The organism is Pedobacter sp. CG_S7 (genome assembly GCF_040544395.1).
Taxonomy (GTDB): domain Bacteria; phylum Bacteroidota; class Bacteroidia; order Sphingobacteriales; family Sphingobacteriaceae; genus Pedobacter.
In genome coordinates, this window is the sequence record NZ_JBEONS010000017.1 from 66,001 (window position 1) to 83,222 (window position 17,222).

The 17,222-nt window shown below is 30.2% G+C and carries 15 protein-coding genes; all 15 read left to right on the forward strand.

The genetic code is table 11. The annotated features are described in order from the left end of the window. Window positions 1-22: 22 nt before the first annotated feature. The 15 genes from AAKU52_RS10735 to AAKU52_RS10805 all read left to right on the forward strand — a co-directional run bounded on the left by AAKU52_RS10735 (window position 23) and on the right by AAKU52_RS10805 (window position 17,163). A complete protein-coding gene (locus AAKU52_RS10735; protein WP_354333222.1) occupies window positions 23-886 on the forward strand; it encodes a glycosyltransferase in 864 nt (287 codons plus the stop codon). Between the two features lie 10 nt (window positions 887-896). Next, the gene (locus AAKU52_RS10740; RefSeq protein ID WP_354333225.1) at window positions 897-2,000 is read left to right on the forward strand and encodes a glycosyltransferase; all 1,104 of its coding nucleotides are present in this window, start codon (window positions 897-899) and stop codon (window positions 1,998-2,000) included. A gap of 71 nt (window positions 2,001-2,071) precedes the next feature. Continuing rightward, a complete protein-coding gene (locus AAKU52_RS10745) occupies window positions 2,072-3,313 on the forward strand; it encodes a DegT/DnrJ/EryC1/StrS family aminotransferase (RefSeq protein WP_354333227.1) in 1,242 nt (413 codons plus the stop codon). 10 nt (window positions 3,314-3,323) lie between these two features. Next, window positions 3,324-3,920 (forward strand): sugar transferase, encoded by a 597-nt coding sequence (locus AAKU52_RS10750; protein ID WP_354333229.1) that lies wholly within the window; start codon window positions 3,324-3,326, stop codon window positions 3,918-3,920. Between the two features lie 99 nt (window positions 3,921-4,019). Then, the gene (locus tag AAKU52_RS10755; RefSeq protein WP_354333232.1) at window positions 4,020-5,234 is read left to right on the forward strand and encodes an O-antigen polymerase; all 1,215 of its coding nucleotides are present in this window, start codon (window positions 4,020-4,022) and stop codon (window positions 5,232-5,234) included. Beyond that, on the forward strand, window positions 5,227-6,390 hold the full coding sequence (locus AAKU52_RS10760) for a glycosyltransferase (RefSeq protein ID WP_354333234.1): 1,164 nt from the start codon (window positions 5,227-5,229) through the stop codon (window positions 6,388-6,390). Before AAKU52_RS10755 ends, AAKU52_RS10760 begins: the two co-directional genes overlap by 8 nt. Before the next feature lie 111 nt (window positions 6,391-6,501). Next, entirely contained in the window at window positions 6,502-7,539 is a 1,038-nt protein-coding gene (locus AAKU52_RS10765) for a glycosyltransferase (protein WP_354333236.1), read from the forward strand. Further along, entirely contained in the window at window positions 7,506-9,389 is a 1,884-nt protein-coding gene (asnB, locus tag AAKU52_RS10770) for an asparagine synthase (glutamine-hydrolyzing) (protein WP_354333238.1), read from the forward strand. The genes AAKU52_RS10765 and asnB overlap by 34 nt, the downstream gene beginning before the upstream one ends. Window positions 9,390-9,423: 34 nt before the next feature. Beyond that, window positions 9,424-10,515: an NAD-dependent epimerase gene (locus AAKU52_RS10775; RefSeq protein ID WP_354333240.1), complete on the forward strand. Its 1,092-nt coding sequence runs from the start codon at window positions 9,424-9,426 to the stop codon at window positions 10,513-10,515. 458 nt (window positions 10,516-10,973) lie between these two features. After that, entirely contained in the window at window positions 10,974-12,374 is a 1,401-nt protein-coding gene (locus tag AAKU52_RS10780; RefSeq protein ID WP_354333242.1) for a pectate lyase family protein, read from the forward strand. 144 nt (window positions 12,375-12,518) lie between these two features. Beyond that, the gene (locus AAKU52_RS10785; RefSeq protein WP_354333244.1) at window positions 12,519-13,670 is read left to right on the forward strand and encodes a glycosyltransferase family 4 protein; all 1,152 of its coding nucleotides are present in this window, start codon (window positions 12,519-12,521) and stop codon (window positions 13,668-13,670) included. A gap of 67 nt (window positions 13,671-13,737) precedes the next feature. Then, window positions 13,738-14,808, forward strand: coding sequence for a GNAT family N-acetyltransferase (locus AAKU52_RS10790; protein WP_354333246.1), 1,071 nt, complete (start codon window positions 13,738-13,740; stop codon window positions 14,806-14,808). Window positions 14,809-14,827: 19 nt separating this feature from the next. Then, window positions 14,828-15,631, forward strand: coding sequence for a phytanoyl-CoA dioxygenase family protein (locus AAKU52_RS10795; protein WP_354333248.1), 804 nt, complete (start codon window positions 14,828-14,830; stop codon window positions 15,629-15,631). A gap of 63 nt (window positions 15,632-15,694) precedes the next feature. Further along, complete coding sequence (locus AAKU52_RS10800; protein ID WP_354333251.1) at window positions 15,695-16,645, forward strand: hypothetical protein; 951 nt, start codon at window positions 15,695-15,697, stop codon at window positions 16,643-16,645. Further along, window positions 16,642-17,163: a GNAT family N-acetyltransferase gene (locus AAKU52_RS10805; RefSeq protein ID WP_354333253.1), complete on the forward strand. Its 522-nt coding sequence runs from the start codon at window positions 16,642-16,644 to the stop codon at window positions 17,161-17,163. The genes AAKU52_RS10800 and AAKU52_RS10805 overlap by 4 nt, the downstream gene beginning before the upstream one ends. The last annotated feature ends 59 nt before the right edge of the window (window positions 17,164-17,222 follow it).

Below are 17,222 nucleotides of genomic sequence, written 5' to 3' on the forward strand. Positions count from 1 at the left end.
TAAATCAAAAAACATAATTTCCATGATCACTCCTTCAGCTCCAATAATAGTGAGCATTTGTTGTATTACATACAACCATGAACAATATATAAGCCAGACGTTAGACGGATTTTTAATGCAAAAAACTAATTTCAATGTAGAGATTTTGATTGGAGAGGATTGCTCAACAGATACTACGAAATCAATTATTGAAGATTATTGCAATAAATATCCAGGGAAAATCAAACTAATCACCTACGAAAAAAATATTGGCTCTATAAGAAATCACAACAACATTATGAAACTCGCAAGTGGAAAATATATTGCTATGTGTGATGGAGATGACTTTTGGACTCACCCCTTGAAATTACAAAAACAGGTCGATTTTTTAGAACAAAATCACGAATATGTAATTTGTTGTCACTATACAAAAGTCATTGATGAAAAAGATCAAGTTGTATATTTAAATCTTGACCCTGTTAAACTCGAGTATGATTATGCTGATGTGTTATTAGGGAAAAAGGAGGAAACGAGACTTTGTTCTTTAGTTGTCAGAAATCTTAAAGAGATCAGGGAAATTAATTCTAAGGTATGGTATCTGAAAGTATATGGGGCTGATAAAATTTTTAAAATTTACGCTGTTGCCTCAACTAATAAAAAGATGTACGTACTTCCTGAAGTAATGGGCTGTTATCGCTTACATTCTGGTGGTGTGTGGAGTATGATAGATACCAAATTGCGTAAAAGTCGTATGATAAGTGATTTTAATTTAGTTATTAGGAATTTCAATTATTCTAATACTTTAAAACGTAGCCTTCTTAAGATCTATATTCGAGATTATTTTCTGTTTGAAGTGAAAAACCTAAGGCTCAATAGTGCGGTAAATACAATAATTAAATTATTATAGCTTATTAATTATGTCTAAAGCAACAGTAGTATTTGTAATAAATTCCCTACAAAGAGGAGGGGCAGAACGGGTTGTTTCAGTATTAGGAAATAGCTTAGACCAAAAAACTTATAAAGTCATTATTGTCTGTATGAATGAGGCCGAACAAGCCTATCAAGTTTCAAAAACAGTTACAGTAGTTAATCTTTTGCACAGGACGGGAAAAGAAACCATATTTAACAGGGTCAAATATGGTTTATTAACTTTTTTTCGGCTTTTAAAACTATTATTAAAAGAAAAACCATATTGTGCAATTTCATTTATGACAAGTGCTAATTTATGGACAGGTATAAGTTGTAAATTATTAAATATTCAATATATCGTATCAGAGAGAACAACACCTGATCACACGATTAACGAATTTGGTTTTCTCTTAAAGTGGATATCCTATGTAATATATCGAGAGTCCAAAGCTATTGTAATTCCTTCTAAGGGGATTGAGGATTGTATGAAACAAACTAAAGTTTTTCAAAATTTGAAAAATTACAAAGTAATAAGGAATCCAATTAATATTTTTAAAATTTCTTCGAATATTAAAGTGCATCCTAAAAAGTTTATTCTTGGAGTTGGGAGGCTCGGCTATGAAAAGGGCTTTGACCAATTGATTTTGGCTTTTGGCAGCCTAAAATTTTATGATATTGATCTACTCATTGTGGGGGACGGAATTGAAAAACAAAATCTTAATGAATTAATTACTAAGCTTAACCTGCAAAATCGAGTATATCTTGTTGGTGCAAAAAATGAACTTTTAGATTACTACAAACAAGCGGAATTATTTGTATTGCCATCAAGGAACGAAGGTTATCCAAATGCGTTAATAGAAGCTATGAGCAATGGTTGTGCATGCGTTGCTATGAATTGTGAATTTGGTCCCTCCGAAATAATTAAAAATGGCGTAAATGGATTGTTAGTCGAAAATAATAATATTCATTTACTTTCTAAAGCAATTTTTAAAATATTGATTAATCCTATTTTCAAAGAAAAATTATCACTTAATGCTAAACAGATTTGTCAAACTAATTCCTTGGATGCAATTTCTAGAAAGTGGGAAGAGTTAATTCTTTGTGAGAATTAATCATCATAAAATTTATCCAGCGCATTTAAACAAATCCATAACTAGTGAAAGAACTTAAAAATTTATAGCTTATGAATATTCCATTTTCTCCACCATTCATTGATCAGGCAGTCATCAATGAAGTTCTTGATTCACTTCAAACAAACTGGATAACTTCTGGTCCAAAAGTTAAGGCTTTGGAAACTGAAATAATAAAGCTAACGGGCTCACAAGCAGCAGTCTGTGTAAATTCATGGACTTCAGGAGCCATTATGATGCTTAAATGGTTTGGAATTGGTAAAGGTGATGAGGTAATCGTTCCAGCCTATTCGTATTGTGCAACTGCTCTTTGTGTTATCCATTGCGGTGCAACGCCTATAATGGTTGATATTTTAGATGATTTGACTCTTGATCCAGAAAAAGTTAAAAGCAAAATCACTTCAAAAACAAAAGCCATAATAGCTGTAGATATAGCTGGGCTGCCTTGTCATTACGATGAGCTCCAGGCTTTAGTTAAAGACCCGGAATACCAAAACATATTTGTTCCAACAACCGACAGACAATCATCATTAGGTAGAATCCTATTAATTTCTGATGCTGCTCACTCTATTGGTGCTTTTTATAATGGATTACCCGCTTGTTTAAAATGTGATATAACTATCTTTTCTTTTCATGCAGTAAAAAATATTACTACTGCTGAGGGCGGAGGTATTTGTTTGAATCTTCCTCCAGGTTTTAATAACCAGGAAGAGTATAGTTTCTTGAAGCTTTTTTCATTAAATGGCCAAAATAAGGATGCTTTTGCTAAATCTACTGGAGCAAACTGGAAATACGACATTCTTTTTAAAGGATTTAAGATGAATATGCCAGATATATGTGCTGCGATTGGGCTAGCCCAAATCAGACAATATAATAATACGTTACTTCCTCTTCGCAAAAAGGTTTTTCAGAAATATTGCAATTCATTTAGGATGTTCAAATGGTTTTTTGAACCTATATCAAAAGATCATAACAGGGAGTCATCATACCACCTATTTCCATTAAGAATAAAAGATATAACTGAAGCCCAACGGGACAAAATCATAGAAGATTTAGTTAACAAAGGAATTATTGTTAATGTTCATTTTATTCCAATGCCTATGATGACATATTTTAAAAGTATAGGCTACAATATGGAGGATTATCCAAATAGTTATAAACAATATGCATGTGAAATCTCCCTACCAATATATCCTCAACTTTCGGATTTACAAGTAGAATATATTATTGGAGCCGTTATTGAAGCGGTTCAAACTATTACCGCAGTTGAAGAAGTGGCTAAAGTGCTCTATTAATTCAAGTTTTATGAATGAGAAAAGGATATTTGATGTGGTGTTCTCCTTAATAGGTTTAATTTTTCTTCTACCAATCTTCTTGATAGTTTTTATTTTATTAAAATTGGATTCAAAAGGACCTATTATTTACAAACAAATACGTGTTGGGTTAAACTTAAATAATTTCGAACTATTTAAATTTAGAACAATGTATTTAGGCTCAGACATTAATAGCCTTCTTACTGTGGGGAATCATGACAGCCGAATTACAAGAGTAGGTTATTGGTTAAGAAGATATAAAATTGATGAACTCCCACAATTGCTCAATATTTTGAGAGGTGAAATGAGCTTCGTTGGACCGAGGCCAGAAGTGTTGAAGTATGTTAAATTGTATGATTCAGTTCAGCGAAGGATATTAAGTATTAAACCTGGAATAACAGACTGGGCGTCTATTTATTTTATTAATGAAAACCAATTGCTGGAAACTTCTGATGATCCGGAAGACTATTATATTAAAATAATAATTCCAAATAAAGTTAGTCAAAACCTTAAATATCTTGATCATCATAATTTATGGATAGATTTAAAAATTATTTTTTTTACGATAAAAAGAATATTCATCAGATAAATATTCTTTTAAATTAAAATATAAATTAAAGATTTTTGCTAATTTTACATAGGCATAAATCAAAGTTAAATTACTAGAAACTTTATTTAAATTAACACTATGAAACTCATTGTTATTATATTTATGATTTTGTACTTATATGCATTGTCGTTTGGGATTTTTTTGACTAACACTTTTAGGATTCCAGCACCATTAATATTTTGTTTTCCACTAATTTTTATTTTTAAAAATAAAGAAGAAACACCATTTTTATATGCTAAAGAAATTATTTTACTTACTATCGCTATATTTCTCTATTACGTGGTAGGTCTTTCCGAATTTAAAACTTTCGCCAGGAATATTCTTTCGATAATGATGTGCGCCTTTTTCTTTAATTATTTCATAGGAAAAAGTATAAACAGATTGAATACTTCTATTTTAATATTTTATTCATTGCTCACCCTTTCATCCATAATACTTGTATTTGATGTTTTTTATGAAATGAGTGATTTAAGAGGGCTTTTTATGGATGAGAAAGTAATTCAAAGCCCATCAGGATTAGCTATTTATCAATTTAATTTCGGTTATCAAATAGCCGCCCTAACTCCTTTCCTTTTTATATATACTTGTATTTTTAATAAATCCTTTCTTATAAAAATCGTTGCTTTATTAATTTGCCTGATTTTCTTGCTTTTAGGCATGCAGCGTTCTGCTTTTGTAACTTTTGTTATTTCTTCATCAATATTTTTAATATTGTATTACCGTTTTAAATCTATCTTTCTTATTTCTATATCGTTATTATTATGTGGACTTATTTACTATTTCACTCTCAATGACAATCTACATGGAATGAGTAATATCATCGTGAAAAATGAACAAAACAACCCTGCTCATAATAGAGGCAGTCTTACTGCTGAAAATTTAAATATTTATTTGAATCACCCCTATGGTCTTATATTTTATGGTAAAAACTGGAGTGATGTTATCTATAGAAACTATATTTTTGCAGAAGGTATGACTTCACACAACGCATATCTAATGTTCTTCACCTATCTTGGCCCATTCTTAGGTTTAGGATTGCTGATCTCTATTTACCATAAAATTTGCGGTATTTTTCTAAGAATAATCAAAGAAATCAGATTAAAAGAAAATGCATTATTGGTTTGTCTTTGTTTTTCTTTCTTAGGAATATCAATGAATGCATTATTTCATAATGCCTGGTTAATTGAAGCAAATGGACCTACTGTTTTTCTTTTTTTCTGCATCCTTCATCTTCAAAAATCAAAAGAAGTTGATATTGAAATTCAATCATCAAAAAAATTACGTTATGCATAAAATTAAGATTGTTCACGTTATTGGAATGCTTAGTAGGGGTGGAGCGGAAAGATTTGTAATTGATCTCTGCAATGAAATATCCAAGAAAGAAAAGTATGAAGTTTATATTCTCTCTTTATGTGAGAACAGTTCTAAAAATACTTTTATTAAAGATATCAGTACTAATGTTAATTATATATCATTCAATAAAAAAAATGGTTTTAATTTAAGTGTGTTAATTAAATTGACCAACTGGTTAAAAGAAAAGAGTCCTCATATCGTACATAGCCATCTTAATAGTTTTGAATATTTATCTTTATATAGGTCATATAAATCTAGAACTACTTTTTTTCATACCATTCATAATATTGCTAATGTTGAATGCCCTAATTACTTGATTAAAAGTTTTCGAAAAATTTATTATAAAAACAATTCGGTTATTCCAATTGCAATATCTGTGAATGGTAGTAAAACATACAGAGATTATTATAAGTTAAATAATGATATTATCATCGAAAATGCAAGACCAAACTTAATTCTTTCAGAAGAATGTGAAGACCTATTTAATAAATATAAAAGAAGTGAAAATTCATTCCTTTTAGTTCATATAGGAAGAATATCTATTGAAAAAAATCAAGAGCTTTTAATAAAAAGCGTTCAGAAATTTAATTCAATTGAAGAAAAGAAATGTAAATTATTAATTATTGGAGATATTCATGACGAGCAAATAAACTCAAGGTTGATGAACTTGGTTGAAAAGGATTTAAATATTGAATTTTTAGGTGGTTTAAATAATATAGCAGACTATTTAAGCATCGCGGATGCATTCTGTCTTTCAAGTATTTTCGAAGGGATGCCAATCTCATTAATTGAGGCTATGTCATTAGGTTGTATTCCAATTTGTACTCCAGTTGGGGGTATCAAAGAAATGATAACAGATGGGGTTACAGGTTTTTTAAGTAAAGATACTGACCTTAATTCCTACTATGATGCAATAAAAAAAGCCGTTTATTTTAAGAATAAAAGCGTTATAAAAGAAAATATAAAATGCACTTTCAAAAGTAAATATCATATTGAATTGTCAGCAAAAAACCATTTAAAAGCATACAACAAAGCATTAAATCTATTTGAAGGAAGTGATAGTGCTTTTGAACTTTTATACAAATCAAAATTTTAGGTGAATATTTTTAATCTATTTTTTAGCGAATAGGATCTAAAAATTTATAATCAAATTAACCAGATATTACGTATGAAAATGTTTCAGCGGGTGATTTTAATAACACCCTCTATGAGTAAAGGTGGTGCAGAAACACAATTAGTCAAATTAGCTTTACATCTTCAGGCTAATTTTAACAAAGTATTGATTATCTCACTTAAGCCCATAGATGGGTTCAATGGCGATCTTAAAAGATTAGGCTTGAATGTTCTATTTTTAAAGAGCTGGCCAGGCCACAGCATATTTAATTTAATTGTTATTTATAGAGCTATCAGAACATTTAGACCTGATGTTGTAATTGCATTTATGTTCATTGCAATAATTTTCGCACGCTTGTTTAAACTGATTTTTAAGTTTAAGTTGATATCAACTATTAGAATTTCCGTAATTCAAAAAAAATGGTATATACCTTTTAAGATAACGTCTGGAATAGACGATGCAATAGTATATAATTCTTTTGCTTCCAAAAAAAACTTTGAGAATAAAAAGTTAGTTAAAAATTTTGGTATCATAATTAATAACGGAATTACACTTCCGATTTTGAAACAAAAAAGGGAATTTGATAAACAAAATGATCAGTTTATTTGGATTTGTGTAGCTCACTTTAGATGGAATAAAGATTACAATACCTTATTTAAAGCCATAGCATTGATCAAAGACAGGGATTTTAAAATTAATATAATAGGTGAACTGAATAGAGAAACATGGCCATATAAATTAATTCAAGATTTAAAAATCCATAATCATGTAAATATTTTGGGATTCAAACAAGATATTAGCTCTTATTTAGATCAGGCAGATGCCTTTGTTTTGTCTTCATTTTCTGAAGGCATGCCTAATGCAATACTTGAAGCAATGGCACATGCAAAACCTATTGTTGTGTCTTCCATTGATGGAAACAATGAGTTAATTACCGAAGCACAATGCGGACTATTATGTCAAAAACAAAACGAATATGCTTTAGCTAACAATATGATTAAAATCATGGATATGACGCCTGAAGAAAGGTCAAATTATGGACTTAATGGACGGAAGTATATAGAGTCTAATTTTAAAGAAGAAAGAGTTATGGGGAATTGGATGAGCTTGATCAATCAAATAGCAAATTAGTAAAAACAATAGATTATATGTGTGGAATTTTTGGTTCAATTAATTATAAAATACCCCTGGATAGACAGATTTTTGATGGATTGTGGCATCGTGGACCCGATGAGCAAAATCAGAAAAAAGTAGATAATTTAACACTTTACCACACACGCCTTGCCATTCAAGATTTAAGTGTTTCAGGTCAGCAACCTATGGAACACAATGGTTTGATCATCATATTTAATGGTGAGATATATAACCATATGGAACTAAGGTTAAAATTTGGGTTTAAAGAAAATTCCAATTCTGACACTTTAACACTCCTTATGTTATTCGAACTTCTTGGAATCAATATGTTAGAAGAGTTAGATGGTATGTTTGCATTTGCATTATACGACTTGAAAAATCGTCGATTATTTTTGGCAAGAGACAGATCAGGTAAAAAACCACTGTATGTATACAGTAAAGGCGAAACAATTGTTTTCTCTTCTGAACTAAATATTTTATATAAAATAACGCATCCTGAGATTGACTATGCTTCCTTATCTGATTACCTTTATCTTGGTCACCATTATCGAAAATCAACTCCTTATAAACTTGTTTCAGAACTTGAAAATGGTCATTATTTAAAAATAGATACTTTAACAGGGCTCTGTGAGGATATAACTTGGTTTAAAATGGAAACAAGTTATAAAGTTGAGAATAAGCTTTGTTATGAAGAAACAATTAGCCGCCTGGATAATATTTTACAAAAGGCCGTAAACAGCAGAATTGATAGTTCGGACTTAGATGTTGGATCTTTTTTAAGTGGTGGTATTGACAGTGGAATCATCACTGCTATGGCTGCTCAACATACAAGCAAACTTAAAACCTTTACTGTAAAAATTAATGGCAGTTTTGATGAGTCAGTTTTAGCAGAAAAAGTAGCTCAAAAATATGGTACTAATCATACTGTTGTGGAAATAGATTTTTTAGAACTTGAAAATGATATAGAAAAAATATTAATTAACCATGGTGAACCAAATTCTGATAATTCTGCTATTCCAAGTTATTATGTCTCAAAAGCAGCAAAAAAGCATATAACTGTAGTTTTAAATGGAGATGGTGCAGATGAATTATTTGGAGGCTACCGGAGATATGTCCCTTTTAAGTATATGGATTTTTTCAATCCAGATCCAATTACTAAAATCAGCTCAAAAATATTATCTTCAATTTTACCTGTTGCTAATAAAAAACAAAGTAGTTATACCTATTTATATAGGTTATTAAAATTTGCAAGTTACTCAGATTTAATAAAAATATATTGTTCGGCATCTTCAGATTTATTTGTTGGCTTTGAAGATCAATTTTTGGAAAAGCCTCAAATGAAAGCAATTACTGCTGATTTAACGAGAATAAATGAATATCCAATATCATCATTAAAAAAGATATTACTCATGGATTTTGAATCTATGTTATTTGGACGTTTGTTACCTAAAATGGATATAGCTACTATGGCGCATTCTCTTGAAGGAAGAAGTCCATTTTTAGCAAAAGAGGTTTTAGAATTTGCTCCAGGGCTAAAGGATAGCTATAAAATTAAAAATATACAGACTAAATTTGTCTTAAGAGACTTGAGCAAAAAGTATCTTCCTCCAGATTTGATCAACCAGCCTAAAAGAGGTTTCGAAATTCCATTAAATAAATGGGTTGATAATGAACTTAAAGATATTATGTATGAATATCTGCTAGTTACCGATACATTATATTCAAAACTTATAAAGAAAGAATTCATCGAAAATTTAATTTCCAGAAAGATTAAAATTTCAGATGAAAGAAGAGCAAAAATACTATTTTGCGTATTTAGCCTTGAAGTTTGGTATAAAAACTTATAAACCATACACAATTTTAACTTAAATAAATATTAACATGAAAGTATTAGTTACTGGCTCAGCTGGGTTTATTGGTTTTCATTTAGTCAATTTCCTTATCAATAGAGGCGATGAGGTTACAGGAATAGATAACATAAATGATTATTACGATGTGAACTTGAAATATGGCAGACTTAAAGAAACAGGTATCCTTCTAAAGGATATTGAATATGGTAAAACTTTGAGGAGTTTGAAATACCCAAATTATCAATTTATTAAAGTTGATATAACTGACCATGAAGAGTTAAAACAAATATTCAAAATTAATGATTTTGATGCTGTTTGTAACCTAGCGGCACAAGCAGGAGTTAGGTATAGCCTAACAAATCCTAAAGCATATTTAGATTCAAATATAATTGGGTTCTTAAATATTTTAGAATGTTGTCGTATGAATAAAATAAAACATTTAGTTTATGCAAGTTCTTCAAGTGTATATGGTCTAAATGAAGAGATGCCGTTTTCGGTGAGTCATAGTGCCAATCACCCGGTTTCAATTTATGCAGCTTCAAAGAAGAGCAACGAGCTAATGGCGCATGCTTATAGTCACCTTTTTAATATACCAACGACTGGCCTAAGGTTTTTCACGGTTTATGGCCCTTGGGGTAGACCTGATATGGCGCTATTTATTTTCACAAAAGGCATACTGGAGAATAAAGCTATAGATGTATATAACCAGGGGAATATGAAACGAGATTTCACTTATATAGATGATATTATAGATGGAATAATTAAAGTAATTGATAATCCTGCAAAAAGTGACCCAAATTGGAATGGATTAAAACCTGAGTCTTCAACTTCAAAGGTACCATACAGGGTATTTAATATTGGAAGAGGGCAGTCAGTGAATCTGATTGATTTTATTACACAGATAGAAGAAAATACAGGGATTTTTGCTCAAAAGAATTTTTTACCACTTCAAAGTGGAGATGTAATAGAAACCTGGGCAGACATTGAAAGTATCAAAAACCAGCTAAATTATAATCCCAAAGTTTCTGTCCCGGAGGGAGTAAAAAAATTCGTAAAATGGTATAAAGAATTCTACGGAAACCACAATGCTTCAACAGCATTAAAAGAAGCAATTGTGTATTAAACTACATAAAAAATCACTTATTATTAGTTAAAAAAATAGGATTTTAATAAAAAATTAGGTAACTATTTAATTACTTACCAATTTTTATATGTATTATGACAAAATAATTACAAATTATTTAGATAAATCCTCTTTAAAATTTAGAAAAACATACCTGTTTTATTCTTTTTTTAAAAAAAAACTTAAATATTTAAAAATACTTTTATCATAATAATTGTAAATTTAATTTCATAATAATAATTTAAATTAATTTAATTTGAGTTTAGCTTATTCATAAGAATTTATTTAAATTTTATATAAAAAATTATAATCTATAATTTAAAAATAAAAAATTAGCTACTTTAATCAGTAGCAAAAATCACTATTTCCTTAGTAAAAAGTAATTAATTTCCATAATTTTTTTGGTATACATATGTCTTATTAAGGCACGTTTCCATTGTATACTTTTAAAAAATCAAATGGAAAGAATGAACAAATTAACAAATCGATTGCCTATGAGCATTTTCTTAATGCTAATTGTATTAACTTTTAGCAAATGTAAAAAGGATTCAAATGAGGTAATGCTGCAAGATGAAACTAGTTTATCAGCAGATACTGGAGTATCAAAAAAACAAAGCGTACAAACTACTAGTGTGGCAAAAACATTAAATGTAGCTAATGTTAAAAGTGATGGGGGTTTTGCTTACAAAATTAATATTGATCTTGGAATCCCGGGTGACACTCCTGAAAACCCAACTAATTCAATAGTTAAAATTTTTGAAAATGGAATTGAATTAGGAGCTGCACACTCTACACACGCTGATATTAGAAAAATTGGAAAAGGAAAGTTTAGCCATTGGTTATCAACATCTATTTATTTTTCAGCATCCGACAACTCTAACCCCAAAACTAATGGCAAAAAGTATACTTACTTAGTTGGAAGTACAAGTACAATTCCTGGAAATACTACGACAACGCCAAGTACAACCATATCATCTAATTCTATTATTGGATATGCTATGATTGATGGTAAAACTACAGGTGGAGAAGGCGGCCAAACGGTTACAGTTACTTCAGTTTCAGCATTGAAATCTGCAGTTGCATCAAGCTCCCCATTAATCATTATGGTTTCAGGCAAAATTACTGGAACAGGTTTTCTTAATGTTAGTTCTAATAAAACTATCCTAGGTTTAAAAGGATCTAGCCTGGAAGGTGTTGGATTAATGATCTACGGAACTAATAATGTTATTATCCGTAACATGACCATAAGAAATGTTGTAACCTATTCCAACATTATCATTAAAGAAGGCGCTCATCATGTTTGGGTAGATCATTGTGAATTATCTTCAGATAGAAATCGTGGCTGGGAATATTATGATGGATTACTAGATGTTGGAAAAAGAGCTGATTATGTAACATTATCTTGGAATAAACTACATGACAATCACATACCAATGTTAATCGGTTTTGGTGATGGAAGCACAGCTGACATTGGCCATTTACGTGTAACTGTATATAAAAATTATTTCTATAATGTTTCAGAGAGACAACCTAGTACTAGATTTGGTTATATGCACGTCTTTAACAACTACATTAATAATAGCAGTGGTTATGGTGTGGGAGCTACAATGGGTGCAACTGTTCGTACAGATAATAACTATTTTGAAAATAGTCAAACTCCGATTACAACTGAATATAATGCAGCACCTGGATTTATAAGCGGTGCAAGTACCAATTTTTATAAAAACAGTGGTAAAAATACAATTTCAACAGCAGAATCAAATTGGGTACCTGCTTATGAGTATAAATCAGTAATGATTTCAGCAGAAAGTGTGCCTGCAACAATTATGGCTGGAGCAGGAGCAACTTTGAATCTATAATAATTAATCTAAAAACATAAGTTTAGGGTTCACGCTTAATATTCAATATAAAGGTCAGTCTAACAATAAGTTAGAATGACCTTTATATATAAATGGCGTTTATCTTTTTCAATAGTATTACCAAATATTAAACTTAAACTTCGAATGGAAAAAGAACAAAAAAAAATCTTAATTGCTTGTGATTCTCCCCGGTCACTTTTAGATTTCAGAGGAAAATTAATTCAAGAGTTATTGGTAAAACATGAAGTAAGTGTTTTTACGCCTAGAATTGATCAGAAAGAGATAAGGGACAAACTAATTAATATGAATGTGAAAATTTATGAAAGTAAATTAAACACAAGTAATGTATCTGTTTTAGCAGATCTTAAATACATTGTTCAACTCTACAATTTAATTAAGAAAACTAAACCAGATATATTTTTCCCTTATGCCTTTAAGCCAGTAATTTATGGATCTATAGTAGCTAATTTTCGAAAAGTAAAATGTATCACTCCTATGTTAACTGGTTTAGGATATAATTTTTTAGAAATTGACTCCAAAAGAACAATTATACAAAATATTACAAGAAGACTCTTGAAGTTAAGCTTAAAAGCAAATGATAGAATGCGGATAATCTTTCAAAACAATGATGATTACAATACACTCATAAAAGCTAATACTATAACAAGAAAAAATAAAACATTTATTGTAAATGGTTCTGGGGTTGATCTAACCTATTATAATTATTCTGAACCCGACGTTAAGGCAATAAGTTTTTTAATGATTGCACGATTAATAAATGCAAAAGGTATTAAAGAATATTATGAATCTGCGAAAGTAATAAAAAGTAAATTTCCAGGAGTGACATTCAAATTAATAGGTCCATACGATGACAATATTGATGCCATAAATACTGAACTTTTTACAAAAGTCAAATCTGATGGTGTAATAGAATATATTGGCTTAGTTTCTGATGTAAGGCCATTTATTAGTCAATCTTCAATCATAGTCTTGCCTTCTTACTATGGCGAAGGTGTTCCAAGATGTATTTTAGAGGGTATGGCCATGGGGCGTGCCGTTATTACAAGTAACTCTGTAGGATGTAAAGAAACAATCAATCCTCATTTAACAATGAGAAATGGATTTTTAGTTCCAATAAAAAACACTCTGGAGCTCATTTCAAAAATGGAATATTATATCCTACATCCTGGTGATATCATTAAATTTGGTATTAATGGAAGGAAATATGCGGAGGAAAAGTTTGATGTTAATAAGGTTAACAAACAAATGTTACAAATTTTAGTAGGTACCGAATAAATTATAAAGGCTCTTTTCTAAAAAAAATAATCTTTCATAACAACTTTAAAATCTAAAAAATAACACTATGTATTATCGAAATTTTATTATTCGTGTTGAAAACGAATGGAACGCCTATATTGAACGCTCATTTGAGCATGAAATTTATCACACATGGTATTATCACTCCTTGAATGAGGAAGGAGAACCTATCCTTTTTGTTTTTGAAGAAGGGGAAAACTTTATAGCGTTGCCTTTAATTAAAAGAGAGATAAAAGATTCTTCTTTTTTTGATATCACCTCTGTTTATGGTTATTGTGGCCCTATATCAAATACCGATCTCGCAAAATGCTCTATTGTGGCAAATCAAAACTTTAAAACTGCGTTCGTTAATTTCATGAAGGAAGAACGCTGTATATGTATATTCTCCAGACTCAATCCATTTTTGAATCATCACTTATTATTAGAAAATTTTGGTGGGTTAAGAGACAATGGAATGACCATATTTATGGACTTAACGATTCCAATTCAAAATCAAAAAAGTAAATATGATAAAAGGCTTAATCGTCAAATCAAGAAATTGCGGGAAAAAGAATACCAAATAATAGAGGCTAATACACAAAATGAAATTAAAAAATTCACTGAAATGTATCGCGAAAACATGGACAGGCTAAATGCGGCTTCTAATTACTATTTTGATGAACAATATTTCACAAATCTCCTTGATCCAAAATTAGAAAACAAGCTTATTCTTATTTATGACGGATTAGAATTAATGTGTGGAGCCCTTATTTTATTATCAAAAAATATTATTAGAAATCATCTTTCGGCAACTTCTCTTCAATATTTAAAAGAATCACCTAGTAAATTATTGACAGATGAAATAAGTATGATTGGAAGAAGGCTTGGAAAAAAAATATTTCATCTTGGTGGAGGCGTTGGCGGAAGGGAGGACTCTTTATTTAAATTCAAGAGTCATTTTTCTGATTTGCAAATTGAAGATAGAGTTTGGTGTTATATCGATGACAACATTGTTTATAATGAACTTATAGTTCTTCGCGGCAATGAAATTGATTCTGAATCACAGTATTTTCCCCTTTATAGAAAGTCAAATAAAAAACCTCACTTCATAAATAATTATCAAACAAATTTAATTTAGAACCTTTAAATTGATTGACATGGATAATAGATATTCATATTTAGAAAAAAATCTTGCAACTTTTGATCAAACGATGAATGATTATGGATGGATCATTTATGAAAATGCTATAGATCATCCATTTATTGAAGTAATAAAGAAGTCCTTACAAGAGGCTTATGTAGTAAGAAGAGAAATTCAAATTGCAAATGGAATAGGTGCAGCCATGAATGGCACACTTCATCACCTCATAAGTAGAAATTGTTTTTCACTGGAGTTCCTATCCAGAAAATACTGTGAAAATGAAATTAAACATTTTTTAAAAGGAAATTACATTTTAAATTCATTAGGTGCGGTGATCAATTTGAAAGATGAAATGCCTTATGTGCAAAATATTCATAGGGACATCAGAAGCTTTACCGGTAACTTTAAGCTAATGATCCAAATGATGGTTGTTTTGGATGACTTCACTATGGAAAATGGTGCGACTTATTTTCTTTCAGGCTCTCACAAATCTGATCTAAAGCCAGAACAACAATACTTTTATGAATCCGCAGAACGGGCTCTTGTTAAAAAAGGAAGTGTAGTTTTATTTGATTCCAACTTATGGCATGCAGCGGGTAAAAATAATACCAATGAGCAAAGAAGAGTATTGACAATGGCTTTTACACGACCATTTTTCAAACAGCAGATGGATTATCCGCGGCTATTAGGTTATGATTTCGGCAACGAACTTTCTGAAGATTTAAGGCAAATTTTAGGATATAATTCTAGGCTTCCAGAAAATCTTAACGAATATTACCAACCTATACAAAAGAGAATGTATCAACCTAACCAAGGTTAAAAAATATCAGCTTTAAATTATTCAGTTAAGTTCATTAAGATGCAAATAAATTTTTCAAAAAAAATGAAGTCTATAGGTGGCTATTTAGAATTGCAATTATTAAATGGGCATGAATATTATCCAACCTTATTAAAGTTAAATACTGGAAGAAATGCACTTGAATATATCCTTAAAGTAAAAGGCTACACTTCGGTCTATATTCCCTATTTTACGTGCGAAGTCATATTAGAGCCATTAAAAAAACTTGGCATTCAATACCAATTTTATACAATAGATGATAAAATGGATCCTATCTTAGATTTTAAAGTTGGTCCGGCTGAATGCATTTTATATACCAACTACTTTGGTCTTAAACAAGATTCTATTCTTGAATTGAGTAAGCAATTTCAAAACTTAATAATAGATAATTCGCAGGCATTTTTTTCAGAACCACAGGAAAATGTTGACACTTTTTATTCTTGTAGAAAGTTTTTTGGCGTTCCAGACGGTGCTTATTTACATACCACAAGTAAAGTTAAACTAAAGTTAGAAAAAGACATATCAATTGATCGCATTTCTCACCTCGTTAAAAGTATTGATCTTGGTATTGAAAATGGTTATCAAGATTATTTAGAAAACAATATTATGCTTTCGAACAATCCTATTAGAAAAATGTCTTCCTTAACACAAAAATTATTATCTGGGACTGATTATAAAGAATGTAAATATCGAAGAAATTCAAATTTCATGTATCTCCATGATTTTCTTTTAAAATATAACGACTATACTTTTGATGCATCTTCAATAAATGGACCAATGGTATACCCCTTTTTACACTCATCGTCATTAATAAAAAAAAAACTATTAGAAAAAAGAATTTATGTGGCTACTTACTGGCCAAATGTATTCGACTGGACAACAAAAAAGATGTATGAAAACTATCTAACCGCACATCTAATTTCCCTGCCAATAGACCACCGATATTCTCATATAGACATGAAACGCATTATTAATGTGTTAAAAAATTTATTATGAATAGTAGTATTTACTTAAGACCCTTGGTGGCAGACGATGCTAAGGTATCTTATCGTTGGCGCAATAATCCGGATGTGTGGAAACATTCCCGATTTAACCCCTCTGAAATAATTACAATTGATACTGAATCTAAATGGTTAATCGAATCTTTGAGTTGCAAAGATCAGATTAGGTTTGCCATTTGCATGGAAGGTACTGAAGAATACATTGGAAATGTACAACTTATCAAAATTACTAAGAAAGATGCTGAATTTCATTTTTTTATAGGTCAACCTCGTTGGTGGGGTAAAGGTATTGGATATAAAGCTTCTAGCCTAATACTTAATTATGCTTTTTCCAATTTAAAATTACAAAGTATTTCACTTGAAGTCCATAACGAAAATAACGCTGCGCTCGCCATATATCACAGGCATGGTTTTGTAACAAAAGAAATTTGCCATCCTTACAACCTAATGGAATTAACAAACAAAACTTTTTTCAACGTAACCACTCAGGTTCCCTCTAACTTACTTTACTGACCTGAAAAATCGTTTAAGGTGTTATTTTCTTTGGATTTTATTTTCAGAAAAAAGCGGGG